Source organism: Pseudomonas sp. D3, from assembly GCF_029320995.1.
Taxonomy (GTDB): domain Bacteria; phylum Pseudomonadota; class Gammaproteobacteria; order Pseudomonadales; family Pseudomonadaceae; genus Aquipseudomonas; species Aquipseudomonas paraveronii.
Genome location: NZ_CP119772.1, coordinates 6,085,444 through 6,112,291, shown reverse-complemented (window position 1 = coordinate 6,112,291; position 26,848 = coordinate 6,085,444). Strand labels below are relative to the sequence as shown.

The 26,848-nt window shown below is 61.7% G+C and carries 24 protein-coding genes; 11 read left to right on the top strand and 13 right to left on the bottom strand.

The genetic code is table 11. From position 1 onward, the window contains the following. Positions 1-12: 12 nt before the first annotated feature. Entirely contained in the window at positions 13-1,197 is a 1,185-nt protein-coding gene (locus P3S72_RS28365; protein ID WP_276195259.1) for an MltA domain-containing protein, read from the bottom strand. Between the two features lie 129 nt (positions 1,198-1,326). Between P3S72_RS28365 and P3S72_RS28360 the strand changes: the two genes are divergently transcribed. Next, complete coding sequence (locus tag P3S72_RS28360) at positions 1,327-1,776, top strand: cytochrome c (RefSeq protein ID WP_276195257.1); 450 nt, start codon at positions 1,327-1,329, stop codon at positions 1,774-1,776. A gap of 5 nt (positions 1,777-1,781) precedes the next feature. Here the strand turns inward: P3S72_RS28360 and P3S72_RS28355 are convergent, their stop codons facing one another. The 5 genes from P3S72_RS28355 to P3S72_RS28335 form a co-directional block, all read right to left on the bottom strand. Continuing rightward, the gene (locus P3S72_RS28355) at positions 1,782-2,177 is read right to left on the bottom strand and encodes a DUF1090 domain-containing protein (RefSeq protein WP_276195255.1); all 396 of its coding nucleotides are present in this window, start codon (positions 2,175-2,177) and stop codon (positions 1,782-1,784) included. Between the two features lie 39 nt (positions 2,178-2,216). Next, on the bottom strand, positions 2,217-3,878 hold the full coding sequence (ligB, locus tag P3S72_RS28350) for an NAD-dependent DNA ligase LigB (protein ID WP_276195253.1): 1,662 nt from the start codon (positions 3,876-3,878) through the stop codon (positions 2,217-2,219). Positions 3,879-3,977: 99 nt separating this feature from the next. Further along, complete coding sequence (locus P3S72_RS28345) at positions 3,978-4,328, bottom strand: DUF1090 family protein (RefSeq protein ID WP_253399854.1); 351 nt, start codon at positions 4,326-4,328, stop codon at positions 3,978-3,980. A gap of 219 nt (positions 4,329-4,547) precedes the next feature. After that, entirely contained in the window at positions 4,548-5,738 is a 1,191-nt protein-coding gene (gene metK, locus P3S72_RS28340) for a methionine adenosyltransferase (RefSeq protein ID WP_276195252.1), read from the bottom strand. Between the two features lie 19 nt (positions 5,739-5,757). Beyond that, complete coding sequence (locus tag P3S72_RS28335; protein ID WP_276195251.1) at positions 5,758-6,753, bottom strand: metalloregulator ArsR/SmtB family transcription factor; 996 nt, start codon at positions 6,751-6,753, stop codon at positions 5,758-5,760. Positions 6,754-7,012: 259 nt separating this feature from the next. Here P3S72_RS28335 and tkt point away from each other — a divergent pair, with 259 nt between their 5' ends. The 6 genes from tkt (at position 7,013) to fba (ending at position 13,423) form a co-directional block, all read left to right on the top strand. Further along, positions 7,013-9,010: a transketolase gene (gene tkt / locus P3S72_RS28330; protein ID WP_276195250.1), complete on the top strand. Its 1,998-nt coding sequence runs from the start codon at positions 7,013-7,015 to the stop codon at positions 9,008-9,010. Positions 9,011-9,152: 142 nt separating this feature from the next. After that, positions 9,153-10,208 carry an erythrose-4-phosphate dehydrogenase gene (gene epd / locus P3S72_RS28325; protein ID WP_276195249.1) on the top strand — a complete coding sequence of 352 codons (1,056 nt, stop codon included), beginning with the start codon at positions 9,153-9,155 and terminating at the stop codon, positions 10,206-10,208. A 27-nt stretch (positions 10,209-10,235) separates the two neighbouring features. Then, on the top strand, positions 10,236-11,399 hold the full coding sequence (locus P3S72_RS28320) for a phosphoglycerate kinase (RefSeq protein WP_276195248.1): 1,164 nt from the start codon (positions 10,236-10,238) through the stop codon (positions 11,397-11,399). Positions 11,400-11,425: 26 nt separating this feature from the next. Further along, positions 11,426-11,653: a hypothetical protein gene (locus tag P3S72_RS28315; protein WP_276195247.1), complete on the top strand. Its 228-nt coding sequence runs from the start codon at positions 11,426-11,428 to the stop codon at positions 11,651-11,653. 60 nt (positions 11,654-11,713) lie between these two features. Beyond that, positions 11,714-12,046 carry an MliC family protein gene (locus P3S72_RS28310; RefSeq protein WP_247404051.1) on the top strand — a complete coding sequence of 111 codons (333 nt, stop codon included), beginning with the start codon at positions 11,714-11,716 and terminating at the stop codon, positions 12,044-12,046. Positions 12,047-12,358: 312 nt separating this feature from the next. Next, positions 12,359-13,423, top strand: coding sequence for a class II fructose-bisphosphate aldolase (gene fba / locus P3S72_RS28305; RefSeq protein WP_003177554.1), 1,065 nt, complete (start codon positions 12,359-12,361; stop codon positions 13,421-13,423). A 237-nt stretch (positions 13,424-13,660) separates the two neighbouring features. Here the strand turns inward: fba and P3S72_RS28300 are convergent, their stop codons facing one another. Next, positions 13,661-14,326: a polysaccharide lyase family 7 protein gene (locus tag P3S72_RS28300; RefSeq protein ID WP_276195245.1), complete on the bottom strand. Its 666-nt coding sequence runs from the start codon at positions 14,324-14,326 to the stop codon at positions 13,661-13,663. 312 nt (positions 14,327-14,638) lie between these two features. Between P3S72_RS28300 and P3S72_RS28295 the strand changes: the two genes are divergently transcribed. From P3S72_RS28295 to P3S72_RS28285, 3 genes are read left to right on the top strand one after another with little or no spacing between them, the layout of a single operon-like run. Further along, complete coding sequence (locus P3S72_RS28295; protein WP_276195244.1) at positions 14,639-16,744, top strand: EAL domain-containing protein; 2,106 nt, start codon at positions 14,639-14,641, stop codon at positions 16,742-16,744. Between the two features lie 43 nt (positions 16,745-16,787). Next, the gene (locus P3S72_RS28290) at positions 16,788-17,288 is read left to right on the top strand and encodes a M48 family metallopeptidase (RefSeq protein ID WP_010207148.1); all 501 of its coding nucleotides are present in this window, start codon (positions 16,788-16,790) and stop codon (positions 17,286-17,288) included. A gap of 19 nt (positions 17,289-17,307) precedes the next feature. Next, positions 17,308-17,604 (top strand): winged helix-turn-helix domain-containing protein, encoded by a 297-nt coding sequence (locus P3S72_RS28285; protein ID WP_247404038.1) that lies wholly within the window; start codon positions 17,308-17,310, stop codon positions 17,602-17,604. A 115-nt stretch (positions 17,605-17,719) separates the two neighbouring features. On the opposite strand, the gene P3S72_RS28280 is transcribed toward P3S72_RS28285, so the two are convergent. Further along, positions 17,720-18,172, bottom strand: coding sequence for a GNAT family N-acetyltransferase (locus tag P3S72_RS28280; protein ID WP_276195243.1), 453 nt, complete (start codon positions 18,170-18,172; stop codon positions 17,720-17,722). A 202-nt stretch (positions 18,173-18,374) separates the two neighbouring features. Here P3S72_RS28280 and P3S72_RS28275 point away from each other — a divergent pair, with 202 nt between their 5' ends. Beyond that, the gene (locus tag P3S72_RS28275) at positions 18,375-19,112 is read left to right on the top strand and encodes a transporter substrate-binding domain-containing protein (RefSeq protein WP_276195242.1); all 738 of its coding nucleotides are present in this window, start codon (positions 18,375-18,377) and stop codon (positions 19,110-19,112) included. 4 nt (positions 19,113-19,116) lie between these two features. On the opposite strand, the gene yccS is transcribed toward P3S72_RS28275, so the two are convergent. From yccS to P3S72_RS28250, 5 genes are all read right to left on the bottom strand, one after another. Beyond that, entirely contained in the window at positions 19,117-21,300 is a 2,184-nt protein-coding gene (gene yccS, locus P3S72_RS28270; protein WP_276195241.1) for a YccS family putative transporter, read from the bottom strand. 234 nt (positions 21,301-21,534) lie between these two features. After that, a complete protein-coding gene (locus P3S72_RS28265; protein WP_276195240.1) occupies positions 21,535-22,713 on the bottom strand; it encodes an NAD(P)/FAD-dependent oxidoreductase in 1,179 nt (392 codons plus the stop codon). Between the two features lie 160 nt (positions 22,714-22,873). Further along, positions 22,874-24,211 carry an ATP-dependent RNA helicase DbpA gene (gene dbpA / locus P3S72_RS28260; protein WP_247397788.1) on the bottom strand — a complete coding sequence of 446 codons (1,338 nt, stop codon included), beginning with the start codon at positions 24,209-24,211 and terminating at the stop codon, positions 22,874-22,876. A gap of 130 nt (positions 24,212-24,341) precedes the next feature. Further along, on the bottom strand, positions 24,342-25,769 hold the full coding sequence (gene mdtD, locus P3S72_RS28255) for a multidrug transporter subunit MdtD (RefSeq protein WP_276195239.1): 1,428 nt from the start codon (positions 25,767-25,769) through the stop codon (positions 24,342-24,344). Between the two features lie 36 nt (positions 25,770-25,805). Then, positions 25,806-26,708 carry an alpha/beta hydrolase gene (locus tag P3S72_RS28250; RefSeq protein ID WP_276195238.1) on the bottom strand — a complete coding sequence of 301 codons (903 nt, stop codon included), beginning with the start codon at positions 26,706-26,708 and terminating at the stop codon, positions 25,806-25,808. Positions 26,709-26,848 lie beyond the last annotated feature (140 nt).

The window sequence follows — 26,848 nt, the reverse complement described above, 5'->3', positions numbered from 1 at the left end:
GATCAGCGTCGGTCAGGTGCCGGCTGGGGCATCCGGCACCTGGGGTAATACGGCGCCCTTGGGCCACAACATCCAGATCTGCCCCTGCTGCTTCATATTCCCTGCCAGTTCGCCTGCTGCTTCCCCTGTGCCCCAGAACAAGTCCGCGCGCACTTCGCCGGTGATTGCGCCGCCGGTATCCTGCGCGGCGACAGGGCGCACGATCGGTGTGCCATCCGGGCGTGTGGTCGACAGCCACAACAGGCTGCCCAGCGGAATCACCTTGCGATCCACCGCTACGCTGTAGCCGGCGGTCAGCGGCACGTTGAGCGAGCCGCGTGGGCCTTCGTTGCTGTCGGGGCGAGCGCTGAAGAACACGTAGCTGGGGTTGCTCGCCAGCAGTTGCGGAATGCGCTGCGGGTGCGCCTTGGCCCAGGCGGCGATGGCGCCCATGGTCACGTCTTCTTTCTTCAGCTCGCCTTGTTCCACCAGCCAGCGGCCGATAGGGCGGTAGGGGTAGCCGTTCTGGTCGCCGTAGCCGATACGCAGTTGGCGCCCGCCAGCCAGTTGAATTCGGCCCGAACCCTGGATCTGCAGGAATTGCAGGTCCATCGGGTCGGTCAGCCAGGCGATCGGCTTGGCGGTGGAGCCTTGGCCGTTGATCGTGCTGGCGTCGTCATACGGCTTGAGCACACGACCTTCCAGGCGGCCGCGCAGGCGCTTGCCCTTGAGTTCCGGGTAGATGCTTTCGAGGTTGACGATGATCAGGTCGTCCGGCACGCCGTACACGGGCACATGGGCGGTAGGGGTTTCGGTCAGGCTGCCGGGGTAGACCGGCTCGTAGTAGCCGGTGATCAGGCCGTTCGGGGTGTTGTCGGCCGAGCGCAGGCCGAATACGTCCAGGCGCTCCTTGAGAAAACCGCGAACCGCCGCCGCATCCCCTGGCACTGCAGTTGCCGCCGCGCAGGTCGCGCCCCACACCGGGTCAGCCTTGAGGCGTTGGCAGGCGCTGCGCCAGGATTCAAACCCGGCTAGCAGTTCGCTATCGGACACCGCCGGCAGCGCTTCCCACGGTGCGCTCACATAGGTGGCCACCGCATGGGGTTTGATAGTTTCATCTTTGTGCGCATCCTTGCCCACATCGCAGCCGGCCAACATCACGATCATCGGTAGAGCCCACGCCAGGCGGCGGCTCCAGGGTTTCAAAGCGATATTCATACAAGCAATTCCTGAAGCGATTGCCCGCGCGCCGACGCGTTTGGGCAACCCTTATCGTTAATAGGGCTATTGGTCTTTGCAGGCGGGGCGAGGATACTGGCCGCCGTTTCCCGTGACCTCGAAGCCACCATGACTTTTAAAAAACTGACTGTTGTACTGCTGGCCTGCCTGGCGCTGTCCGCCTGTGGCGGCGTTGATCCGAATTCGCCCCTGGGTCAGCGCAAGGCGATCTTCAAGCAAATGCTCAAGACCGGCGAAGACCTGGGTGGCATGTTGCGTGGACGCATCCCGTTCGACGGCGCGAAGTTCGCGGAAGGCGCGGCCAAGCTCGATGCGTTGTCCCATGAGCCGTGGAAGCATTTCCCGAGCGTGCGAGAGGAAGACCACACCAGCGCGAAGGACGACGTTTGGCAAAAACAGGCGCAATTCCAGCAACTGGCCCGCGACCTCGAAGCGGCCACCGGTGAATTGGTGATCGCAAGCAAGGTGCAGCCCTACAAGGCCAGTAACCTTTCGCCTGCGGTGCAGAAAGTCGAAGATGCCTGCAGCGCCTGCCATAAGCAGTTCCGGGACCACTGACCGGTTTACTGGTCGAGTTCTTCCACCGCATCCTGCAGTGCTTTGCGCGACTCGGCCAGTTTGTCCTTACGTTTGTTGATCTTGTCCGCGTCGCCTTTTTTCATCGCCTTGTCGAGGTCGGCCTGACGGCGGCTGACGTCATGCTTGGCGTCGAGTACCTTGTTTTCGCGCTCCTTTTTCAAGGTGGCGTCGGTGCAGTTGGCCGTGACTTCACTCAGGGCTTTTTCCAGGCCGGCCTGTTGTGCGCTGTTGCCATGGGCCTTGGCCTGTTCGATCTGGGTGATGATGGCCTGGCGCTTGGCGGCGCAGCCGGTCAGTGGGGTTGCTTCTTCGGCTGCCAGCAGCGGCGTCGCCATGAAGCATGCGACGGTCAGCAGGGCAAAAGGGGCTAAAAATTTCATAGGGAGCTCCAAAGTCGCAATCTAGTGGCCGGGTCAGGTTCAAAACCCGTCAATCCCAGCCACGCGTAGTGTCTCAGCCAACGCCTGGATCTGCGGGTCGCGAAAAAAAGCGCTCAGTTGCGCCGCGCGTCCCGGGCCGATGCCATCCAGGGCCAGCCAGGCTTGGGTGTCCTTGGCAACCAGCGCCTGCCAGTCGCCTTCCAGGTTATTGCGTGCCGCGGGCGGCACGCCCAGGGCTTTGAGCCATTGAGCAAAAGGCCGTTGCCGTGCGCTACGAATACTGTCGAGCACCCGCGCACGGCTGCGATCACCGAAGCCTTCAATGTTAGCAAGCTCTGCCGCATCCAGGGTTAACCAATCGAGGAAGCCTGCGATTAGACCGGCCTGGATCAATACGTTCCACGTCTCCCGGCCCATATGCGGCAGGCCCAGGCCCTGGTTGCCGCTCAACCAGGTCAGGCGGGCCAGCAACTGTTCTTCACAGCCAGGGTCCAGTTGCCAGCAACTCAGGGCGTGAAAGTCCCGGGCACTGGGGACTTGGATGTCCACTCTTGTCTCGTTGCGCAGGATCACCTCGTCCAATCGCGGAATGACCTGGCCGGCGAGACTGATGGAAACCTGGTCGCCGGGGCGGATATCCATTGTTTTCCAGCGTTGCAGGGAGCCGGTGCTGACGCGGCTGATCTGCCTGTCGTCCAGCCGCACCGGTTCGAGTTCCAGGACCGGCGTGATGCGCCCGGTGCGGCCGATGTTGAATTGCACCTTGCGTACCAGCGCCAGGGCCTTTGCTGCGGGATATTTCCAGGCGACCGCCCAGTAAGGCGTGCTGACCTGCCAGCGCTTGGCGGGTGCGCGGGTGGCCTGGTGCAGCACGACGCCATCACTGGCAAAAGGCAGTGGATGGTTGTACCAGTAGGTGCGCCAGCGTGCGGCGTCGGCGATGTCCTGAATGGGCCGGCTGTAGCGTTGGCTGTCGGTGAAACCCCAGCCAGCCAGGGTGGCCAGGCGCTCGGTAAAGTCTGCCGGGCCATCGGGCCAGGCCCAGACAAACAGACCGATCCCGGCCGCCTCGGCGTCGTTCAATTGTCGACGGTTCATCAGGCCGGCCACCTTGCTGCGCGCATTGAGCCCGCCCAGGGTCGATTGCACGTGGTCGTCGAGACGCCAGTAAAGCTCACCTTGCAGCACAAGGTCGATGGGCTCCGGCAGTTGCTGGACGATGCCGGGGATTTTTTTCGCGGAGGCAGACCAATCCTGGCCGAGCAGGCCGTCGCCCCGGCTGATTACTTGGCGCAAGCGCCCCTGGCGGTAGACCAGGGTCACGGCGACACCATCGACCTTGGGCTGAATCCAGACGTCTTGGCGAGCCCGGAGCCATTCGCCGACGGCGTGTTCGTCGAGCAATTTTTCCAGGCCCGTATGGGCCACCGGGTGCGGCGAGGTGCCCCGTGAGCTGGCCAATGGCTTGTCAGCTACCGCAGCCGGTTGGGGAAAGCACCGGTGCCAGTGAGCCAGGCGTTGGCGGGCCTGGTCGTAGAGTTCATCGCTGATGGGCGAATGGCCAAGCCGGTGGTAGTTGTCATCCCAGAGACTGATTTGCCGGGCCAGCGGGCCGATCTGCGCGCGCGCATCATCGGGGCACTCTTCAGCCCTGGCCAACCCGGTTAGAACACTGAGTAAAAGAACAATCAGCAGGCGCATCGGGAGCATCCTTGCTCGGTAAGGGGCGCTCAGCCTAAGGGATCTTCGCGCCCACAAAAAAGCCCCGACAGGTCGGGGCTTTTTACCGGGTGTTTCTGCTTACTTGAACAGACCACCCAAGGCTTTCACGGCATCGTTGTTTTCAGTCTTGGCCTGCTGCTTTTGCTGCTTGGCATCGACGTTGGCCTGGGACTCGGCGAGTTTGTTACAGCCTTTGTTGACCTGCTCCAGCGCGGCTTCGAAGGCCTTCACTTTCAAGGTGTCGTTTTTGGCATTGGCCGCATCGATCTTGGTTTGCAGGTCTTTGGCTTGCTGTTGGCAGTCGCCGGAGTTGCCGCCACCGAGTTGGGAGCTCAGTGCGCCACTCAGTGCGCTCAGGTCGGCGGCATTTACCGGCAGGGCGAACAGGCTGAGCAGCAGGGCGGTCGGGGCGAGCGTGGAAATGCGCATGAAAACCTCAATGTTCGATTGCCTGCGCGTTGATGAGTCCCGGGCTGGCGCAGTGCAATATCCATAATTAGGTGGAAGGCCCGGGAGGGCGCGGATTCTAGTGGGCCATTATTTGGCCTGCAAGGTTTGGATCCAAAAAATGTGAAGCACGACGCGAATCGCGCACCAATAAAAAGCCCCGCCGGGCGAACCCGGCAGGGCTTTGAGTACCGCAAGCGATTACAGGCCGGCAGCGATACGCAGGTCGTCGGCGCGGTCGGTTTTTTCCCAGGTGAACGTGGTGAAGGTGTCGTCGCCGACCGTCTTCTGCGCCGGGGTACGGCCGAAGTGGCCGTAGGCCGCGGTTTCCTGGTACATCGGGTGCAGCAGGTCGAGCATGGTGGTGATTGCGTAAGGGCGCAGGTCGAAGATCTCACGCACCAGCTTGACGATCTTGTCATCGCTGATCTTGCCGGTGCCGAAGGTGTTCAGCGAGATCGACGTAGGCTGGGCCACACCGATAGCGTAGGACACCTGAATCTCGCAACGCTCGGCCAGGCCGGCGGCGACGATGTTCTTGGCCACGTAGCGACCGGCGTAGGCTGCCGAACGGTCAACCTTGGATGGATCTTTACCGGAGAACGCGCCACCGCCGTGACGGGCCATGCCGCCGTAGCTGTCGACAATGATCTTGCGCCCGGTCAGGCCGCAGTCGCCCACCGGGCCACCAATGATGAACTGGCCGGTCGGGTTGATGTGGAACTGGGTGTCCTTGCTCAGCAGTTCAGCCGGCAGTACGTGCTTGACGATCAGCTCCATCACGCCTTCGCGCAGGTCGGCGTAGGAAACGTCCGGGTTGTGCTGGGTTGACAGCACGACAGCATCGATGCCGACCACTTTGCCGCCTTCATAACGGCAGGTTACTTGGGACTTGGCGTCCGGCCGCAGCCACGGCAGCAGGCCGGATTTACGGGCTTCGGCCTGGCGCTGCACCAACTGGTGCGAGAAGGTGATCGGTGCCGGCATCAGCACGTCGGTTTCGTTGCTGGCATAGCCGAACATCAGGCCCTGGTCGCCGGCGCCCTGGTCTTCTGGCTTGGCGCGGTCGACACCTTGGTTGATGTCTGGGGACTGCTTGCCGATGATGTTCATCACGCCGCAGGTGGCGCCGTCAAAGCCGACGTTGGAGCTGTTGTAGCCGATGTTGGTGATCACCTCACGGACGATATGCTCCAGGTCGACCCAGGCCGAGGTGGTGACTTCGCCGGCGATGATCGCCACGCCCGTTTTCACCAGAGTCTCGCACGCCACACGGGCGAACTTGTCTTCAGCAATGATGGCGTCCAGCACCGCATCAGAAATCTGGTCGGCGATTTTGTCCGGATGCCCTTCAGACACGGACTCGGAGGTGAAAAGGGAGTATTCGCTCATCTCGATGTTTTCCTGATATTTACCGATGGTGAGTGTCGCCAGCCGGTCGCTGAAAATGGCGGACCTGAATCTGGAAACCATTACGTAAACCTACATAGAGGCTTTCCCCGGGAACGAGTCCCGCAGCGGTGGCCCAACGGGCCAGATCGTCCTGTTCAAAACCCAACCAGAGATCACCGCAGGCCTCCCTGGCCCAATTCTGGTTGTGGCTGCATAAATCTGTAACCAGCAGGCTACCGCCGGGTTGCAGCAAATTCGCCATCTGCTTGAGGGCGTCGGCGGGGGCCGCGAAATGGTGCAGGACCATGTTCAGCACCACGCAATCGGCCCGCAGGCTGGTGTCATTCAGGGCGTCCGCCAACTGCAGGCTGACGTTGCCCAGGGCCTCGCGCTCGCACAACTGGCGCGCCAGTTCGAGCATCGCCGGGCTGTTGTCCAGCGCCGTGACCTGGTGAAAACGGCGCGCCAGCTCCGGCAAAAAGCCGCCATCCCCTGGCCCGACTTCCAGGGCGGTCGCTTCATGACTGAAGCTCAGCTTGTCCAGCAGCGCCAGTACACTTTCGCGATATTGGGGCAAGCCGGCGATCAGGTCCTGCTGGGCGCGAAACTTTTCGGCAACCCGTGAGAAAAAGTCCTGGCTAGCCGCTGCGCGCTGCCCATGCACTTGGCCGATGCGCGACTGCACGTCGCTGGGCAGACTTAAGTTGTCCACTTCTTCCAGCAGCGCACTGTGCAGCTTGCCGCCGAGCAGCTCGGTGTGGGGCAGGGCGCGGCGGTAAAAAATCGCGTTGCCTTCGCGACGGGTGGCCACCAGGTCGGCCTGGGCCAGGACCTTCAAGTGATGGCTCATGCCCGACTGACCAATGGCGAAGATCTGCGCCAGTTCCAGCACGCCGAAGGAATCGTTGGCCAGCACCCGCAGTACGTTCAGGCGCAACGGGTCGCCAGCGGCCTTGCATAAGGCAGCCAGTTCATCGCCATCGTCGGGACGCAGGGAGGGCACGGGTAGGTTCATAAGGCCAGCAGTCTAGTGATGGGTGGAAATCATCGCAAGGTCAATATCAAAAAGTTTTGATATTGGTCGATAAGTGGCGGTTATAAGCGAGCGCTATCCCTCTTAGACGAAGGGGCGGCCGAGTTCTGCAGGCGATTGCCGCGCAAACCACAGGAAAAACACCCTCAAGTGACTATCTGTCATTGCCCGCAGGCGGTGGCTGAGGGAAAATGCCGGTCCTTTTTTCCGTTTCTTTTATTCAACCCTCAGGAGAACAGCGATGCCCAGCCGTCGTGAGCGTGCCAACGCCATTCGTGCCCTCAGCATGGATGCCGTGCAAAAAGCCAACAGCGGCCATCCCGGTGCCCCGATGGGCATGGCGGATATCGCCGAGGTCCTTTGGCGTGACTACCTGAAACACAACCCGAGCAACCCAGCGTTCGCCGACCGTGACCGCTTCGTGCTGTCCAACGGCCACGGCTCGATGCTGATCTACTCGCTGCTGCACCTGACCGGCTACGATCTCACTATCGACGATCTGAAGAGCTTCCGTCAGCTGCACAGCCGCACCCCGGGCCACCCGGAATTCGGCTACACCCCAGGCGTCGAGACCACCACCGGTCCCCTGGGCCAAGGCCTGGCCAACGCCGTCGGTTTCGCGCTGGCTGAAAAAGTCCTGGGCGCGCAGTTCAACCGCCCCGGCCACGACATCGTCGACCACCACACCTACGTATTCCTGGGTGATGGCTGCATGATGGAAGGCATTTCCCACGAAGTTTCCTCCCTGGCCGGCACCCTGGGCCTGGGCAAGCTGATTGCCTTCTACGACGACAACGGCATCTCCATCGACGGCGAAGTCGAAGGCTGGTTCACCGATGACACCCCTAAGCGTTTCGAAGCCTACAACTGGCAAGTGATCCGCAACGTCGACGGCCACGACCCGGAAGAAATCAAGACCGCCATCGACACCGCCCGCAAGAGCGAGCAGCCGACCCTGATCTGCTGCAAGACCACCATCGGTTTCGGCTCGCCGAACAAGCAAGGTAAAGAAGACTGCCACGGCGCCCCACTGGGTGACGCGGAAATCGCCCTGACCCGTGAAGCGCTGAAGTGGAACTACGGCCCGTTCGAAATCCCGGCCGACATCTACGCCGAATGGGATGCCAAGGAAAAAGGCCTGGCCGCCGAAGCCGAGTGGGACCAGCGTTTCGCCGCCTACTCCGCCGAATTCCCTGCGCTTGCCAATGAGCTGGTGCGCCGTCTCGCCGGTGACCTGCCTGCCGACTTCTCGGAGAAAGCCTCGGCCTACATCGCCGAAGTCGCGGCCAAGGGCGAGACCATCGCCAGCCGTAAAGCCAGCCAGAACACCCTGAACGCCTTTGGCCCGCTGCTGCCTGAGTTCCTCGGCGGTTCGGCCGACCTGGCCGGTTCCAACCTGACCCTGTGGAAAGGTTGCAAAGGTGTTTCGGCCGAAGACGCCAGCGGCAACTACATGTACTACGGCGTGCGCGAGTTCGGCATGAGCGCCATCATGAACGGCGTGTCCCTGCACGGCGGCCTGGTGCCTTACGGCGCGACCTTCCTGATGTTCATGGAATACGCGCGCAACGCCGTGCGCATGGCCGCGCTGATGAAGAAACGCGTGATCCACGTGTACACCCACGACTCCATCGGCCTGGGCGAAGACGGTCCGACCCACCAGCCGGTCGAGCAACTGACCAGCCTGCGCACTACGCCGAACCTCGATTGCTGGCGCCCAGCCGACGCGGTCGAATCCGCCGTGGCCTGGAAGCACGCGATCGAGCGCAAGGACGGCCCTTCGGCGCTGATCTTCTCGCGTCAGAACCTGCAACATCAGGTGCGCACCGACGCGCAGATCGCCGACATCAGCCGTGGTGGCTACGTGCTCAAGGACTGCATCGGCGAGCCGGAGCTGATCCTGATCTCCACCGGTTCCGAAGTCGGCCTGACCGTTCAGGCCTACGACAAGCTGACTGCCCAAGGCCATAACGTGCGCGTGGTGTCCATGCCATGCACCAGCGTGTTTGAAGCTCAGGACGCTGACTACAAGCAATCGGTATTGCCGTTGCAGGTCAGTGCGCGTATCGCCATCGAAGCGGCTCACGCCGACTACTGGTACAAGTACGTGGGCCTGGAAGGCCGCGTGATCGGCATGACCACCTACGGTGAGTCGGCGCCGGCGCCAGCCTTGTTCGAAGAGTTCGGTTTCACCCTGGAAAACATCCTGGGTCAGGCTGAAGAGCTGCTGGAAGACTAAGGCTGTAAATTGCGGTGGCTGTACTGACGCCTTCGCGAGCAAGCCCGCTCCCACATTTGGAATGCATTTCAAATGTGGGAGCGGGCTTGCTCGCGAAGGCGGTGGCACATTCACCCTGTTACCCAAGGTAATCGAGAACCCCATGCCCCAACCGCGTCCCTACAAAGTTGCACTCAACGGCTACGGCCGCATTGGTCGTTGCGTCTTGCGTGCTCTGTTCGAGCGAGGGCCGGCGGCCGGGTTTGAGATTGTTGCGATCAACGATTTGGCCGACATGGCCAGCATCGAATACCTGACACGCTTTGACTCCACCCACGGCCGGTTCCCCGGCGAAGTACGGGTCGACGGCGATTGTCTGCATATCAAGGGCGACTGCGTGAAAGTGTTGCGCAGTGCCACCCCCGAGGGCATCGACTGGGCGGCGCTGGGCGTCGACCTGGTATTGGAATGCTCCGGTGCCTATAACACCCGTGCCGACGGCCAGCGTTTTCTCGACGCCGGCGCACCCCGCGTGCTGTTTTCCCAGCCGATGGCCAGCGAGGCGGATGTCGACGCCACCATCGTCTACGGCATCAATCAGGATTGCCTGACCGGCGATGAGCGGCTGGTGTCCAACGCCTCCTGCACCACCAACTGCAGCGTGCCGCTGTTGCGCCTGCTGGATCAGGCGATCGGCGTGGACTACGTGTCGATTACCACTATCCACTCGGCCATGAACGACCAGCCGGTGATCGACGCTTATCACCACGAAGACCTGCGTCGCACGCGTTCGGCGTTTCAGTCGGTGATTCCGGTGTCCACTGGCCTTGCGCGTGGCATCGAACGACTGTTGCCGGAACTTGCCGGGAGAATTCAGGCCAAAGCCGTGCGGGTGCCGACGGTGAACGTGTCCTGTCTGGACATCACCATGCAAACCGTCAGCGACACCGATGCCGTGGAGGTCAACCGGATTCTGCGCGACGCCGCCGCCAGCGGCCCGCTCAAAGGCTTGTTGGCCTACACTGAATTGCCTCACGCCAGTTGTGATTTCAACCATGACCCGCATTCGGCGATTGTCGATGCCAGCCAGACCCGCGTTTCCGGCCCGAGGCTGGTGAACATCCTGGCCTGGTTCGACAACGAATGGGGGTTTGCCAACCGAATGCTGGACGTTGCAGAGCACTATCTGCAAATAGCCGCCCCAAAATCCGTTCTCTAATTCAAAGACTCTCAGGAATTGCCACCCATGACCGTGTTGAAGATGACCGACCTCGATCTGCAAGGTAAACGCGTACTGATTCGCGAAGACCTCAACGTCCCAATCAAGGACGGTGTTGTCACCAGCGATGCGCGAATCCTGGCCTCGCTGCCGACCATCAAGCTGGCCCTGGAAAAAGGCGCAGCCGTGATGGTTTGCTCCCACCTGGGTCGTCCGACCGAAGGTGAGTTCTCGGCTGAAAACAGCCTCAAGCCTGTGGCCGATTACCTGAGCAAGGCCCTGGGCCGCGACGTGCCGCTGGTAGCTGACTACCTGGGCGGCGTCGACGTGAAGGCCGGCGACATCGTGCTGTTCGAAAACGTGCGCTTCAACAAGGGCGAGAAAAAGAACAGTGACGAACTGGCCCAGCAATACGCCGCCCTGTGCGACGTGTTCGTGATGGACGCATTCGGCACCGCTCACCGTGCCGAAGGCTCGACCCACGGCGTGGCCAAGTTCGCCAAGGTCGCGGCTGCTGGCCCGTTGCTGGCTGCCGAGCTGGACGCACTGGGCAAGGCCCTGGGTGCGCCGGCCCAGCCAATGGCCGCCATCGTGGCCGGCTCCAAAGTCTCCACCAAGCTGGACGTGCTCAACAGCCTGAGCCAGATCTGCAACCAACTGATCGTCGGCGGCGGCATTGCCAACACGTTCCTGGCGGCAGCCGGCCACCCGGTGGGCAAGTCGCTGTACGAGCCGGACCTGCTGGACACCGCGCGTGCCATCGCCGCCAAGGTCAGCGTGCCGCTGCCGGTGGACGTGGTCGTGGCCAAGGAATTCGCCGAAAGCGCCGAAGCCACGGTCAAACTCATCGATGACGTGGAGGCCGATGACATGATCCTGGACATCGGCCCGCAAACTGCGGCCAACTTCGCAGAGCTGCTGAAAGCCTCCCGGACCATCCTGTGGAACGGCCCGGTCGGCGTGTTCGAGTTCGACCAGTTCGGCAACGGCACCAAAGTGCTGGCCAAAGCCATCGCCGAAAGCTCGGCATTCTCCATCGCCGGCGGCGGCGACACCCTGGCGGCCATCGATAAATATGGCGTTGCCGACCAGATCTCCTACATTTCCACCGGTGGCGGCGCGTTCCTTGAATTTGTCGAAGGCAAAGTCCTGCCTGCCGTTGAAGTCCTGGAAAGCCGAGCCAAAGGCTGAGGCAGATCAGGAAAAGGAGCATTCCCATGATCAAGTCGTTGGCACTGGTGATTGCAGCGGGCCTGTTGGCCGGCTGCGGCAGCACGCCGAGCGCGGCGCCGGCGCCTGGAAAAGCGCTGCCTGTGCAGAAAAAAAACTGCAACCAGGCCGATTGGCAAGCCGAGACCATGCCGGTGATCAACAAGCGCCTGGGCAACGAACGGCTGGAGAAATACGACTCTGCGCCCAACGGTCAGGAACAGGGTTGCCCTTGACGGGTCTGATCAACTAACCGACTGCAACGCAGCCCTTGGGCCTGCGTGCGAGGATTGGCAATGAAAGGCGTTTTCGCCCTGGCAGCACTGGCCCTACTGGCCGGTTGCAGCAGCATGAACATGTTCAACAAGGCAGAGCCTGCCGACAAATGGACGACCTGGACCTGCGACAGCAAGGCCGAGGTCAACTGGCGCTTTGCCAACCCGGCCCGCACCGAAGTGGACGTCCGTCTCGGCGGCTCGCCCCAGGTTTACCGCCTCAAGCAGGACGTGGCGGCGTCGGGCGTGTTGTACAGCAACGACCAGTTGGCGTTTCACACAAAAGGTGAGGAAGGCCTGGTTTACTGGGTTGCCACCGACGATTTGATCGGGCGCGGCTGCAAGGCCCAGTAAACAGAACACGGTCTCAACATTAATGAGACCAAAATGTGGGAGGGGCGGTGCGACGATTCGACTTGCCCCCGATAGCGTTGGGTCAGCCACCCGCGATGTCGACAGGTAAATCGCCGTCGCGGGCAAGTCGAATCGTCGCACTGCCCCTCCCACATTGATACGGTTTCAAAGTGATGTCGGCGTTGAGTCCGGCTCACAAAAAACGATTCAGCCAGCCAGGCATGCAAAGCCTGACCGGCAATAACTTGAATAGCAGCCGCCGCTACGGCAGGCTTGCACGATTAACGACCCTCGACCGGGAGAGACAACACAATGGCACTTATCAGCATGCGTCAAATGCTGGACCACGCAGCCGAGTTCGGCTATGGCGTCCCAGCTTTTAACGTCAACAACCTTGAGCAGATGCGCGCCATCATGGAAGCCGCTGACAAGACCGACTCTCCAGTGATCGTCCAGGCCTCGGCCGGTGCGCGCAAATATGCCGGCGCCCCGTTCCTGCGTCACCTGATCCTCGCTGCGATCGAAGAGTTCCCGCACATCCCGGTGTGCATGCACCAGGACCACGGCACCAGCCCAGACGTGTGCCAGCGTTCCATCCAACTGGGCTTCAGCTCGGTGATGATGGATGGCTCCCTCGGCGAAGACGGCAAGACCCCGACCGACTACGAGTACAACGTGCGCGTCACCCAACAAACCGTGGCCATGGCTCACGCCTGCGGCGTATCGGTTGAAGGCGAGCTGGGCTGCCTGGGTTCCCTGGAAACCGGCATGGCCGGCGAAGAAGACGGCATCGGCGCCGAAGGCGTGCTGGATCACAGCCAGATGCTGACCGACCCGGAAGAAGCTGCCGACTTCGTCAAGAAGACTCAGGTCGACGCCCTGGCCATCGCCATCGGCACCAGCCACGGCGCCTACAAGTTCACCAAGCCGCCTACCGGCGACGTGCTGGCCATCGACCGCATCAAGGAAATCCACAAGCGCATCCCCAACACCCACCTGGTGATGCACGGTTCCTCCTCGGTGCCGCAAGAGTGGCTGGCGATCATCAACCAGTACGGCGGCGACATCAAAGAAACCTACGGCGTACCGGTTGAAGAAATCGTCGAAGGCATCAAGTACGGCGTGCGCAAGGTCAACATCGACACCGACCTGCGCCTGGCGTCCACCGGCGCGATGCGTCGCCTGATGGCCACCAACCCGAGCGAATTCGACCCACGTAAATTCTTCGGCGCGACCGTGACGGCGATGCGCGATGTGTGTATCGCACGTTATGAAGCGTTTGGTACTGCGGGCAATGCTTCGAAGATCAAGCCGATCTCGTTGGAAGCGATGTACCAGCGTTACCTGAAAGGTGAGTTGAACGCCAAGGTGAACTGAGCCTCAGGCGTTTAAAAAGAAGCCCGCAGCGATGCGGGCTTTTTTTTGGCCGGGATTTGATCCGCTTGCAGGTCGCGCTCGGCGAATCGTGTAGGACAGACCCTTAACCCTCAATCGACGTAGGGCACATGTGGGAGCCGGGCTTGCCCGCGATGGCGGACGGTCAAACAGCTTATCCGGTCACTGACCCACCGCCATCGCGGACAGCGCCGACTTAAAGATCAAACAAGCCATCGTTCACTCATGATCAATATCCAGCTTGGCAAACGTCACCCGTGCACCTTCCTTGCTGTCGCCACTGTTGTCCTGCACATACGTCCCCGCCTTGAAATACAGCAGCTTGCTGCCCCATGCCGCGCCAATGCGTTCGTTCCACTCATCGTCGGCGGCGTACACGCTGAGCAAGCCGGCTTTATTGAGGTTGATGGTGTACGTAAAGCTCTTCTCCAGCGGCACATTGGAGGCGACGATGATCACCCGGCTTTCGTCCTCGTCCGGGCGCATGCGGACCTTGGCGACGATGTTGCCGGTCTGGGTTTTTTCCTTGAACTGGTATTCCAGCTTGATCAGCGGTTTTTGGCTGTCATAGGCGTGGATCTGGCCGATGACGATTTTCCCGGAGGAGGGCACCTGATTGACGGTCAATGTGGCGTGTAGATAATTGTCGGCTTCGGGGTAGGTCCAGTTGCGCAGGCGACCATCGGCGTAGGTTTCGCGCAGTTCGCTGCGGGGGTAAATGGCGTTTTCGGTGCGGGTGCCGGTGACGGGTGTCCAGAATTGCACGTTGCTGCCTTCGGCCTGGAAATATTGGTCGTTGAAGCCATTCATCAGCTTTGGGGTGTCGATCGTCGTGGGGGGCGAGCCGACCGGAATGCTTAGGTTCCAGGTGGAAAGATCAATCATGGCGTAGGCCTTTTTACAGATAGGTGTAGGCTTTGGCCCTTGGGCCAGACAGCATCTTTATAGGCGGTAGCCCACCGCTTGTTAATCAATGGCTGGCAAGTTATTGGCGCCAAGGGAATGTCAAAAAGCCATGTTCCGCATGAAACGTGGGCTGTAGAGGTTGACCGTTAGTCGGCTTAGCAGTTTTTGGCGCAATGATGGCACCCTCGTCACTTCTGATTTTCGGGAACCAAGGCTAGAGTGAGACCTCAGTGCTTGCCTGGTTTTTCTGTCAGAACTGACCGGTGCGGCACCTTAAGGAAGAGACGTAGCATGGAATGCGCTCCACACCCAGGCGATGGTGGTTCGGTTCTTCTGGTGGTCGATGACTACCCGGAAAACCTGATCAGCATGCGTGCCCTTTTGCAGCGTGATGACTGGCGGGTGGTGACCGCCGGTTCCGGCCTGGAGGCTCTGGAGCTGTTGCTCCAGCACGAAGTCGACTTGGTGCTGCTCGACGTAATGATGCCCGGCATGGACGGTTTTGAAGTCGCCCGCCTGATGCGCGGCAGCCAGCGCACACGCATGACGCCGATCATCTTTCTGAGCGCCAATGCGCAATCGCCGGCCGCTGTGCTGGAGGGCTATGCCAGCGGCGCCATCGACTACATGTTCAAACCCTTCGACCCGCATATTCTCAAGCCCAAGGTTCAGGCGTTGCTGGAGCACCAGCGCAATCGCCGGGCCTTGCAGCGCCTGAGCCATGACCTGGAATCCGCCCGCGCCTTCAACGCCTCGGTGCTGGATAACGCCGCCGAAGGCATCCTGGTGGTCAGCGAGGCGGGCGTGATCGAGTACGCCAACCCGGCGATTTCGCGTCTGCTCAATGCCACGCTCCATGAACTCAACGGCCAGGATTTCCTGGGTTTCCTGCAAAAACCCCATGTGCCGGCCTGGCTTGAGTCGCAGATGTGCGCCAGTTACCGCCGGGGCGAAACCTGGCGCTTGCACGATGCGATCTTGCGCACCGGCCGTGGTCAGCAGGTGCCGGTGGCGCTGTCCTGTGCGCCATTACCTGCCGAGCGAAAGGCGATGGTGGTGACCGTGTTGGACATGTCCGAAGTTCGCCATTTGCATCAACAACTGGAATTCCAGGCGGTGACCGACCCGCTGACCGGCTTGTTGAACCGCCGTGGTTTTTACCAGGCGGTGGAAAACTCCTTGCTGCGCAGTGATCGGACCGAGCAGTCCTTGGTCTTGCTGTACCTGGACCTCGACGGCTTCAAGCGGGTCAACGACTCGCTGGGGCATGACGCCGGTGATCGGGTGCTGCGCTGGGTCTCGGAACAGTTGCAGAGTTGCCTGCGTTCCTACGACATTCTCGGACGCATGGGCGGGGATGAGTTCACGGCGTTGCTGGAGCTGGAGTTCCCCGAGCAGGCAGCGAAGATTGCCGAGAAACTGATCGAGCGCGTGTCTGTTGGCCAGCAGGTTGACGGTTTGGAGGTGATGCTCGGGGTCAGCATCGGCATCGCCACGTTCCCGGATTGCGGGTCGGACTTGAGTGGCCTGTTGCGTGCGGCTGACATCGCGATGTATGAAGCCAAGCGTGCGGGGCGTCAGCAATATCGCTATTACGATCAGGAAATGAACGGCCGTGCGCGCTCGCGGCTGATGCTCGAAGACAGCGTGCGCAGCGCCATCCAGAACAAGGATTTCACCCTGGTGTACCAGCCCCAGGTGTCCCTGGAGGATGGCCATCTGCGCGGCGTCGAGGCATTGTTGCGCTGGCAGCACCCGAGTGTCGGCGATGTACCGCCGGGGCTGTTTTTGCCGCTGCTGGAAGAGGCCCGGCTGATCAGTCAGTTGAGCGCCTGGATCTACCACCAGGTCGCGTCCCAGCGCCAAGCGTGGCAAGCCACGTTCGAGGATGCGCTGGTGTTGAGCGTGAGCTTGAGCGGCAGCCAGTTCAACATGCCCAACTTGGCGAGCCAACTGCAGCAGGTGCTCGACCGACACGGGCTGCAGGGGCGCCAGTTGGAAGTGGAGATCGGTGAGGACAGCCTGATGCATAACCTCGAAGAGTCCGCCAAGCAGCTCAAGTTGCTGCGCGCGGTCGGGGTGCGCATCGCCCTGGATGACTTCGGTTCCGGCCACTGTTCCCTGGCCCACCTGCGCGACCTGGAATTCGACACGCTCAAGCTCGACCGCCAATTGATCGCGTGCCTGCCGGGCTCGGCGCGGGATGCGGCGATGGCCCGCAGCATTATCGAGTTGTGCGGGCATTTCGGCGTGCTGGTGGTCGCCGAGGGTGTAGAGACGCAGGAGCAAGCTCATTGGCTCAAGGCCAATGGTTGCGCGTTTGTCCAGGGACCGTGGGCGGCGCAGCCGTTGATGGCCGAGGCGGTGGTCGACTGGTCGCGCGCCCGTTCCGGTTGAATTCGCTACACTGGCGCCCATTCGAACCCTGTTGCAGACCTCAATGACCGCACTGAAATACCTCCAGGCCTACCCCGCAGCCCTCCAGGAGCAAGTGCGCCAACTGATCGCCAAGGACCAGTTGGGCGCCTACCTGGAACAGCGTTACCCCGAACGTCACGCCGTGCAGAGCGACAAAGCCCTGTACGCCTACGCGCTGGCCTTGAAGCAGGAGCACCTGCGCAACGCGCCGGCCATCGACAAAGTGCTGTTCGATAACCGTCTTGATCTGACGCACCGCGCCCTCGGCCTGCACACCACGATCTCGCGGGTTCAGGGCGGCAATCTGAAGTCCAAGAAAGAAATCCGCATCGCCGCGCTGTTCAAGGAGGCTGCCCCGGAGTTTCTGCGCATGATCGTGGTACACGAGCTGGCGCACTTCAAGGAATCGGACCACAACAAAGCGTTCTACAAACTCTGTGAGTACATGATGCCGGGCTACCATCAGGTGGAATTCGACCTGCGTGTGTACCTCACGTATCGCGATCTGCAGGGCAAACCCTGACTTTCCAAGGCGGTTGACCATGGATGTGAGCAAGACCAAAAGCAGCTTCTACCGCCGCCTGTACGTGGCGTATTTGATCGACAGCCAGCAGGCCAGCAGCGTGCCGGCGCTGACCGAGGTGACGGGCATGCCCCGGCGCACCGCGCAGGACACGATTGCGGCGTTGGCGGATCTGGATATCGTCTGCGAGTTCGAGCAGGAAGACGGCGCGCGCAATCATGCGGGGCATTATCGGATTCGCGATTGGGGCGCGATTGATCGGGGGTGGATCGAGGCGAATCTTGCGTCGATCAAACAGGTATTGGGTTATCCCTGAGCCTTGGCGGTCGCTGGGCTGACGCTTTCGTGAGCAAGCCCGCTCCCACATTTAACCGCGTACACCGTTTGGAATGCGCGCGAATGTGGGAGCGGGCTTGCTCACGATGGGGCCATCAGGCGCGCCGCATGCCGATGTGGGGAATATCGTCTTCAAGGTATTGCTCGCCCGCCACCAAAAAACCATACCGCGCGTAATAACCCTGCAAATGTGCCTGGGCTGACAGAAAGATCGGCGTCTCTGGCCAGATATCGTCAATCTGCTTGAGCGCTTCTTCCATCATCAGATGCCCCAGCCCGGTGCCGCGTGTCATCGGTGCCACGATCACCCGGCCGATCACCACATCCCCGGCCTGGGTCTCCGGGTCCAGCAGGCGCAGGTAGGCCACCAGTTCATCGTCTTTCCAGGCCATCAGGTGGTGGGTATCGCCTTGCAGGTCCTGCCCGTCGATGTCCTGATAGAGGCACTTTTGCTCGACGACGAAGACCTCGCTGCGCAGGCGCAGAATGGCGTACAGCTGTTCCTTGCCCAGCTCGGTGTGATGTTTACAGACCCATTCGACTGTCATAGTGCGGTTCTCTTGGAAGTGACTGTCCCGGATAGTAAGCGCGGTAGGCACTTCTGTCTAAATCAGCTATTTTTTTCAGTGCCGTCAATCTGCCATCATTGTGTGCATTCAGCGTCGGGTTCTTTGTGTAATCTGAGCTACTGTTAGATCCTCAGGCACTGCCTGAGCCAAGGCCACCACCTGCCCGCCAAGGACTTTAAGCATGCCGCGATTCTCTCGTGCCCTTGCTTTGATTGGAATGTTGTTGATGGCCCCGCCGGCGTTCGCGCAGCGTCTGCGCTTGGTGGCGGATGCCTGGCCACCCTTTACCGATGCCAACTTGGTCAATGGCGGGCTGGCTACCGATATTGTCAGCACGGCCTTGGCCCGCGCCGGTTATGCCAGTGATTTCGAGCAGGTGCCCTGGGCCCGCGCGTTGATGGGCGTCGGCGATGGGCGCTACGACGTGTTGGTCAACGCCTGGTACGACGACGCTCGCACGCATCTGGGGCAGTTTTCCGCTGGATACCTGATCAACCGCTTGGTGTTTATCAAGCGCCGCGACGATCCCATCGAGTTTCAGAACCTTGAGCAATTGCACGACTACCCCATCGCCGTGGTGCGTGGGTATGCGTATTCAGCGGCGTTTGACCAAGACCCCCAGTTACAGAAAATCCCGGTGCATAACTTCGCCATGGCGGTGCGCATGCTCGTCGCGCGTCGGGTACGCCTGACGGTGGAGGACGAATACGTCGCCCGCTATTACCTGGCACAGGAGTCGGCGCGGGTGCGTAGCTCGGTGGAGTTTTTGCCGCAGCCGTTGAGTGAAAACAGCCTGCATATTCTGGTCAGCCTGAAGAACCCCGAGCATGAGCAGATCGTTGCCAGCTTTGACCGCGAGATTGCCAAGATGAAGACTGATGGCAGCTATGCGCGGTTGATGAAGCAGCACGGGATGTAGGGGCCTACGCCGCGCTGGTGTCTTTGATCAGGTGCGCGGCCAGGGTGCGCAATGGCCCCAACTGCCGGCAAATCAACGCCAGTTGCGTCTGCACCAAGCGCTGCCCCTCATCGATCTCATCCGGCATCTGTTCCAGCTCGGCGGCCAACGCTTCCTCGGCATCGCTCTGAATCGCGATCGGCTGTTTATTGGCCAGCCCCGTGGCGATTTCGTCGATGCTCGCCGCCAGGGTTTTCCCCGCGCCGTCGATCAAGTGCTCGCGCACGTCGGCCGGCAGTTGGGTTTCGCGGTGCGCGCCGAGCCCCGACAGGTAGCTGAGCAAGGTGTGGGACAGCACCAGGAAGCGGAAGCCCACATCGGCTTCCTTTCGGAAGTGCCCCGGCTCCATCAGCATATTCGCCAGGGTGGTGGACAGCGCCGCATCGGCGTTGTGAGCGTTGCGTCTGGCCAGGCGATAGGCGAGGTCGTCGCGTTTGCCGGCGGCGTATTGCTGCATGATCTGGCGCAGGTAGATGCTGTTGCAGGTCAGGGTGTTCGCCAGCACTTTGTTCAGGCGCCGGCCTTGCCAGTCCGGCAGGAACAGGAACACGGTCAGGCCGGCAATCACGCTGCCGATCAAGGTGTCGAACAGCCGTGGCAGGAACAGCCCGTAGCCATCGCCCACCTGGTTGAAGCAGAACAGCACCATCAAGGTGATCGCCGCCGTGGCCAGGGTGTAGCGGGTGGTGCGGTTGATAAAGAACACCAGGCCTGCAGCGATGGCGAACATCGATTGCACCAGGGCGCTGGGGAACAGGTCGAACAACGCCCAGGCCACGGTGAGGCCGATGGCCGTGCCGATGATCCGCTGGCCGAGCTTGCGCCGGGTGGCGCCGTAGTTGGGCTGGCAGACGAATAGGGTGGTGAGGATGATCCAGTAGCCCTGGGAGGCGTGGATCGCATGCAGGGTGCCATAGCCGATGGTCAACGCCAGCGCCAGACGCAAGGCGTGGCGGAACAGCAGCGAGGTCGGCGTGAGTTGGGTGCGCAGGCGCGTCCACATTTCTTTGAGGTTGCGCGGGGCGCGATCGAGCAGGTTGCTATCAGTAGCGTCGGCCAGCGCGTCAGGGTTGCTGGCGTCACCCAGCAGGCGGTCGAGGGTCGACAGGTTGGCCGCCAGCGCACGCAAGGAGCGCAGCAGGCCGCGCCAGGCCGGGTTGCTCTGGATGCGCAGGTGTTCCATGGACGCGTTCAGGTCGCCCAGGGCTTCGGCGAAGCTGGCGTCATAGATGAACGGCTGGCGCAGTTGGATCGATTCGGCCAGGGCCTGGCAGGCCTTGCCTTGCTGGCGCAGCAGGCGCTGGCAGCGGAATAGCACGTCGCTATGGAAGAAGGCCTCGGCCAGGGCGTTGTAGGGGTAGTGGGACGAACTGGCGCGTTCGTGGATGTCCTGGGCCAGGAAGTACAGCTTGAGGTAACGACTGACCTTCGAGCCCGGCCGCCCATTGCCGACGCGGTGCAGGATAATTTCCTTCGCCGCATTCAGCGCGGCCACCACGCGGCCGTTTTGCTGGGCCAGCTCCAGGCGTCGCGCCTCCACATCCAACTGGCGGATCGGTTCGAACAGCGACGATTTGAGCTTGAGGTAATGCCCCAATTCGCGAAACAACCGCGCCAGGCTCTGCTGCACCGGCTGGTTGGAAAACAGCACCTGCCACAGCACTGACAGCGCCCCGTACCAGGCGGCCCCGGCCACCAGCAGCAGCGGTTCATGCCAGAAGTCCGTGACGGCGCCGCCGCGTTGGTCCACGCCGATCATGGTGTAGACCGACAGGATCAAGGTGGCCGAAGCAATCGCGCCATACCGTTCGCCAAGGGCGCCGAGCATGGTCAGGCCAAAACTCGCCAGGGCCAGGGCGACGGCAAAGGCCCAGGGATAGGGGAACAGCAACTCCACCGACAGCGCGGCAATGCTGAAACACACCAGCGTCACCGCCAGGGCATTGAGGCGGCCTTGCCAACTGTCGTCGGTCTCGGCCAGGGCGCTGGCGATAATTCCCAGGAACAGCGGGATCAGCAGCGTCATTTCATCTTGGTACCAGCACAGCGCCATGCTGCCGGTGAGGGCGATGAAGACCCGAACGCTGTAACTGAATTTATCCAGCGCCCACAGGCGCCGCATGGATTGGTTGAACGAGGTCGATGACATGAAGGCTGGAGTCTTCCGGGACGATGCCGCTAAATTGGGCCAGTAATGACGCCACGGCAAGCGTGGCGATCACATCTGACAGCAAAATTTATTCCGGCCACAGCATTCTCAATGTGCAATGCAGTCAATGTGGGAGGGGGCTTGCCCCCGATGGCGGCGTGTCAGTCACCTGATGAGTTGACTGGTCCACTGCCATCGGGGGCAAGCCCCCTCCCACATTTGTACTGCGTTGTGTCAGGCGTACTGCGCGGCGGCGTAGCCGGAAGCCCAGGCCCACTGGAAGTTGAAACCACCGAGGTGGCCGGTCACATCCAGTACTTCACCGATAAAGTACAAGCCTGGGCTTTTCAGCGATTCCATGGTCTTGGACGACACTTCTCGCGTATCCACGCCGCCCAGCGTCACTTCGGCGGTGCGGTAGCCCTCGGTGCCTGCCGGCACGAGTTGCCAGCTCGCCAGTTTTTGCGCGATGTCGGCCAGTTCGGCGTGGGTGTACTGCTTCATCGGCTTGGACACGAACCAGGTTTCCGCCAGTAGGTTGGCCATCTTTTTGGTGAAGATCTCACCCAGCAGGGTTTTCAGCTCGCTGTTGGGGCGCTCGGCCTGTTGCTGTTGCAGCCAGGCGTGGGCGTCGTGGTCGGGTAGCAGGTTGATCTCGACCGTGTCACCGGATTCCCAGTAGGAGGAAATCTGCAAAATCGCCGGCCCGCTCAGGCCGCGATGGGTAAACAGGAGGTTCTCGCGAAAGCTCTGGCCGTTGCAGTTGACCAGGCAGTCCACCGAGGTGCCGGACAACTCGCCGCACAAATCCTTGAGCTGGTCGGTGATGGTGAACGGCACCAGCCCGGCGCGGGTCGGCAGCAGTTCGTGGCCGAACTGCTTGGCCACCTGATAACCAAACCCGGTTGCGCCCAGCGTCGGAATCGACAAACCGCCGGTGGCGATCACCAGGGACTCGCAGTGCAGCTCGCCCAACGTGGTCTGCAACTGGTAGCCACTGTCGAGTTTGGCAATCTCTTGAATCGAAGTGTCCAGGTGCAGGCTCACGCCGGTCTGGATGCACTCGTCGAGCAGCATGCCGAGGATGTCGCTGGATTTGTTATCGCAGAACAACTGGCCGAGTTTCTTCTCGTGGTACGGCACGCCGTGCTTGGCCACCAGCCCGATGAAATCCCATTGGGTGTAGCGGGCCAGGGCGGATTTGCAGAAGTGTGCGTTGTGCGAGAGGAAATTGGCCGGCTCGGTGTACATATTGGTGAAATTGCAGCGGCCACCGCCGGACATCAGGATCTTCTTGCCGGCCTTGTTCGCGTGGTCGATCAGCATCACCTTGCGCCCACGCCCGGCGGCGGTCAGTGCGCACATCAAGCCTGCGGCGCCGGCGCCAATGATCACAACTTCGGTCGAGCGCACAGCAATGTCCTCACAAAATATTGATCTGAAATGCAATCAAAACTGTGGGAGGGGGCTTGCCCCCGATGGCGGTGGTCCAGTCAATTAATCAGGTGACTGATACACCGCCATCGGGGGCAAGCCCCCTCCCACATTAGATCTCCATGGGGTGGGAGATCGTTTACAAGATCCGCACGCGCAACGAACGGCCCTTGATCTTGCCGTCATTCAAACGCTGCAACGCCTGCTTGGCGACGCCGCGTTCCACGGCGACGAAGGCCTGGAAATCAAAGATCGCGATCTTGCCGACCTGGGCGCCGGGGATGCCGGCGTCACCGGTCAGTGCGCCGAGGATGTCGCCCGGGCGTACCTTGTCTTTACGGCCGGCGGCGATGCACAGGGTGCTCATCTGCGGCAGCAGCGGGCCACCGCTCTGCGGCTTGAGGTTGTCCAACTGGTCCCAGTTCAGCGGCGATTTCTGCAACTGCTCGATGGCTTGGGCACGGTGCGCTTCGGACGGCGCCACCAGGCTGATGGCGATCCCGGTCTCACCGGCACGGCCGGTGCGGCCGACGCGGTGGATGTGGATTTCCGAGTCGCGGGCCAGTTCGACGTTGATCACCATGTCCAGCGAGTCGATGTCCAGGCCTCGGGCGGCAACGTCGGTGGCGACGAGTACCGAGGTGCTGCGGTTGGCGAACATCGCCAGCACCTGGTCACGGTCACGCTGTTCCAGGTCGCCATGCAGGCCGACGGCGGAGATGCCCTTGGAGGTCAGGTGATCGACGGTTTCCTGCACTTGCTGCTTGGTGAAGCAGAACGCCACGCACGAGGCCGGGCGGAAGTGCGCGAGCACCTTGGTCACCGCGTCCATGCGTTCTTCCGGCGAGATCTCGTAGAAGCGCTGCTCGATCTGGTCATCGGAGTGGAAGGCTTCGGCCTTCACTTGCTGCGGCGCGCGCATGAATTTGGAGGCCAACTGCTTGATGCTCACCGGGTAGGTGGCCGAAAACAGCAGGGTCTGGCGGCGGGCCGGGGTCTTGCTGATGATGTCTTCGATGGCGTCGTAGAAGCCCATGTCGAGCATGCGGTCGGCTTCGTCGAGGATCAGCGTGTTCAAGCCGTCCAGCACCAGCGAACCCTTGCGCAGGTGTTGCTGGATGCGGCCCGGGGTGCCGACGATGACGTGGGCGCCATGCTCCAGCGAGGCGATCTGCGGGCCGAGGGACACGCCGCCACACAGGGTCAGCACCTTGATGTTGTCTTCGGCGCGGGCCAGGCGGCGGATTTCCTTAGCCACTTGGTCGGCCAGCTCGCGGGTCGGGCACATCACCAGGGCCTGGCAGCCAAAGTAGCGCGGGTTGATCGGGTTCAGCAGGCCGATGCCGAACGCAGCCGTCTTGCCGCTGCCGGTCTTGGCCTGGGCAATCAGGTCCAGCCCCTTGAGGATCACCGGCAAGCTCTGCGCCTGGATCTGCGTCATCTCGGCATAACCCAGCGAGTCGAGGTTAGCCAGCATGGCGGCGGAGAGCGGCAACGTATTAAAAGCGGTGGCGATGGTGGTCACGGGACTGGCTCTGCAAAACAAAATGTCGCGCAGTGTACCAGCCCCGTGGGATTTTCCCTGCAAGTTCTCGACGAGACGCCTGCTAGTGTTCGATGTCGTGCTCGCGGCTGACCCTACGTTTGCCGTCTTTTGGCGACAGTTGCAGGAAAATCGCCGCCGCCAGCATCGCCATGATGCCCACGGTGAGGAAGGTCAACTGGAAGGCACCGAGTACGGTGCTCACGCCGTCGTTGCCCGATTCGGCGGTAAACCCGCCAAGCAACGCACCGGCGCAGGCCACGCCGAGGCTCAGGGACAGTTGCGCTACCACCGACAGCAAGCTGTTGCCGCTGCTGGCCTGGGCGTCGTCGAGGTCGATCAGGGTGACGGTGTTCATCGCGGTGAACTGCAAGGAGTTGATCGCCCCCAGTACCGCCAGCATGCCCAGCAGCAGCGGGTAGGGGGTCTGCTCGCTGACCAGGCCCATGCTCGCCAGCATCAGGCCCAAGGCCAGGGTGTTGCCGGTCAACACCACGCGGTAGCCCAGGCGTTCGATCAACGGCCGCGCGATGGACTTGGCCAACATCGCCGCCGCCGCCAGCGGCAGCATGCTCATCCCGGCCTGGGACGGTGAATAGCCCAAAGCCACCTGCAGCAGCAACGGCACCAGAAACGGCAAGGCGCCGCTGCCCAGGCGCGCGAACAGGTTGCCCAGGATGCCCACCGCAAAGGTGCGGGTCTTGAACAGCGCCGGCGAAAACAGCGGGTTATCGATATGCCCCGCGCGCAGCCAGTAGGCCGCCAGGCACGCCAGCCCGCCAAACAGCAGCAACATCACCCGCAGGTGCGGCAGGTGCAATTCGCCCAGACCTTCCATAGCGATGGTGATCAGCACCATCGCCGCGCCGAACAGCAGGAAGCCGCTCCCATCGAAACGCGTGCGTTCGCTGCCGCGCAGGTCGGGGATGAACTTCCACACGGCGTAGCAGCCGATCATGCCCACCGGCAGGTTGATCAGGAAAATCCAGTGCCACGTCAGGTATTGCACCATCCAGCCGCCCATGGTCGGCCCGAGCAGCGGGCCGAGTAGGCCGGGGATGGTGATGAAACCCATGATCCGCACCAGCTCGGAGCGCGGATAAGCGCGCAGCACCACGAGCCGGCCGACCGGCAGCATCAGCGCACCGCCCAGGCCCTGGACCACCCGCGCGCCGACCAGCATGGTCAAGCTGCTGGACAGCGCACACAGCAGCGAGCCAATGCTGAATAGCATGATTGCGCCAAAGAAGATTTTCTTGGTGCCGAAGCGGTCGGCGATCCAGCCCGACGCCGGGATCAGCAAGGCGACGGTGAGCATGTAGGCGATCACCACCCCTTGCATGCGCAGCGGGTTCTCTGCGAGGTCCCGGGCCATGGCCGGCAGTGCCGTGTTGAGAATCGTCCCATCCAGCGATTGCATGAAGAAGGCAATCGCGACCACCCAGGGTAGCCAGCGGGCGGTCTTGGCATCGAGAGGGGCACGATTCGGCATGGGATCCCTTTTTGTTAGGAGGCTATGTGTCGGCGATTATGCGCCATCCGTCGCTCCTTTTCCCACTGGTGGTTCGTCTAAATCCGACAGCGGCGCGTGCTCGCCCACCAGGAAATCCAGCAGCGCCCGGTGGACCGCCAGCGCCGCTTCGCGGGACTCCAGATCGAGCAAATGCCCGGTATGTTCGGCGACGGCAAAGCTGCTGCGGCCCACGTATTGCTTGAACAGTCGGGCCTCGGTGGCCGGGGTGTATTCGTCCAGCGTGCCGTTGAGGAAGTGCACCGGTGTTTCGATCCGGGTGAGCTGCGGCAGGTAGTTGCCATCGCCCATCGCCAGCACCTGGTGGATATGAAAGCGCGCCTGGCGGTATTCGGTGGTGGCCATGTTCGACAGGTGCCGATGGTTGTTGCGCTTGAGCCGCGGCGACAAGTATTTGCCCACCGTTTCGTTGAGCAAATGGCCGACGGCGGACTTGTCATCGGCCTCGATCAGCACGCGCACCCGCTCGACATAGTCGAGCATCGCCGGGTTGAGGTTGGGTGCCAGCGCCATCACTACTGAGCTTTCGATGGAGGGCGGGTTGTGCGCCAGGGTCAGCAGCGTGGAGATGCCGCCCCACGAGGCCGACACCAAGTGGTTGACCTGGAAGCGCTCCACCAGCGCGCGCAGGATTTGTACCTCGTCGTCCTTGGTCACCAGGTCCAGGTCAGTATTGTGTTCGCGCGAATAGCCGGAGAACGGCAGGTCGAACAGCAGCACATTGAAATGTTCGGCGAGGCACTTGCTGGTGCGCGCAAACGAGCGGGTGGTGGACAGCGCTCCATTGACCAACAGCACGGTTTTCCTTTGCGGATGTTTCTGTGGATCGAAACCCAACTGTTCTACGTGGACGTTGTAGTGCTTGAACAGCTTTTCTATGACAAAACTTCCATGGTTCATGTCAACGCTCCAGCTTGCCCTATCCCGGGCAAGGTCATACATCACGTGCGGGCACGTGGGTGGATGGCAGGGTGCCACCAACCGTTATAACGAGGTTTTTTGCAGGCGACAACCGGCCTTGGGCGGGCGGTGAGAGGGGT

Coding starts and splice junctions, on each gene's coding strand:
- epd (WP_276195249.1), top strand. CDS start 9,153: ATGCCCCAACCGCGTCCCTACAAAGTTGCACTCAACGGCTACGGCCGC.
- dbpA (WP_247397788.1), bottom strand. CDS start 24,211: ATGCTGGCTAACCTCGACTCGCTGGGTTATGCCGAGATGACGCAGATC.
- P3S72_RS28355 (WP_276195255.1), bottom strand. CDS start 2,177: ATGAAATTTTTAGCCCCTTTTGCCCTGCTGACCGTCGCATGCTTCATG.
- mdtD (WP_276195239.1), bottom strand. CDS start 25,769: ATGCCGAATCGTGCCCCTCTCGATGCCAAGACCGCCCGCTGGCTACCC.
- ligB (WP_276195253.1), bottom strand. CDS start 3,878: ATGCGCCTGCTGATTGTTCTTTTACTCAGTGTTCTAACCGGGTTGGCC.
- P3S72_RS28250 (WP_276195238.1), bottom strand. CDS start 26,708: ATGAACCATGGAAGTTTTGTCATAGAAAAGCTGTTCAAGCACTACAAC.
- tkt (WP_276195250.1), top strand. CDS start 7,013: ATGCCCAGCCGTCGTGAGCGTGCCAACGCCATTCGTGCCCTCAGCATG.
- P3S72_RS28290 (WP_010207148.1), top strand. CDS start 16,788: ATGACCGCACTGAAATACCTCCAGGCCTACCCCGCAGCCCTCCAGGAG.
- fba (WP_003177554.1), top strand. CDS start 12,359: ATGGCACTTATCAGCATGCGTCAAATGCTGGACCACGCAGCCGAGTTC.
- metK (WP_276195252.1), bottom strand. CDS start 5,738: ATGAGCGAATACTCCCTTTTCACCTCCGAGTCCGTGTCTGAAGGGCAT.
- P3S72_RS28335 (WP_276195251.1), bottom strand. CDS start 6,753: ATGAACCTACCCGTGCCCTCCCTGCGTCCCGACGATGGCGATGAACTG.
- P3S72_RS28320 (WP_276195248.1), top strand. CDS start 10,236: ATGACCGTGTTGAAGATGACCGACCTCGATCTGCAAGGTAAACGCGTA.
- P3S72_RS28295 (WP_276195244.1), top strand. CDS start 14,639: ATGGAATGCGCTCCACACCCAGGCGATGGTGGTTCGGTTCTTCTGGTG.
- P3S72_RS28280 (WP_276195243.1), bottom strand. CDS start 18,172: ATGACAGTCGAATGGGTCTGTAAACATCACACCGAGCTGGGCAAGGAA.
- yccS (WP_276195241.1), bottom strand. CDS start 21,300: ATGTCATCGACCTCGTTCAACCAATCCATGCGGCGCCTGTGGGCGCTG.
- P3S72_RS28360 (WP_276195257.1), top strand. CDS start 1,327: ATGACTTTTAAAAAACTGACTGTTGTACTGCTGGCCTGCCTGGCGCTG.
- P3S72_RS28345 (WP_253399854.1), bottom strand. CDS start 4,328: ATGCGCATTTCCACGCTCGCCCCGACCGCCCTGCTGCTCAGCCTGTTC.
- P3S72_RS28285 (WP_247404038.1), top strand. CDS start 17,308: ATGGATGTGAGCAAGACCAAAAGCAGCTTCTACCGCCGCCTGTACGTG.
- P3S72_RS28275 (WP_276195242.1), top strand. CDS start 18,375: ATGCCGCGATTCTCTCGTGCCCTTGCTTTGATTGGAATGTTGTTGATG.
- P3S72_RS28365 (WP_276195259.1), bottom strand. CDS start 1,197: ATGAATATCGCTTTGAAACCCTGGAGCCGCCGCCTGGCGTGGGCTCTA.
- P3S72_RS28315 (WP_276195247.1), top strand. CDS start 11,426: ATGATCAAGTCGTTGGCACTGGTGATTGCAGCGGGCCTGTTGGCCGGC.
- P3S72_RS28310 (WP_247404051.1), top strand. CDS start 11,714: ATGAAAGGCGTTTTCGCCCTGGCAGCACTGGCCCTACTGGCCGGTTGC.
- P3S72_RS28300 (WP_276195245.1), bottom strand. CDS start 14,326: ATGATTGATCTTTCCACCTGGAACCTAAGCATTCCGGTCGGCTCGCCC.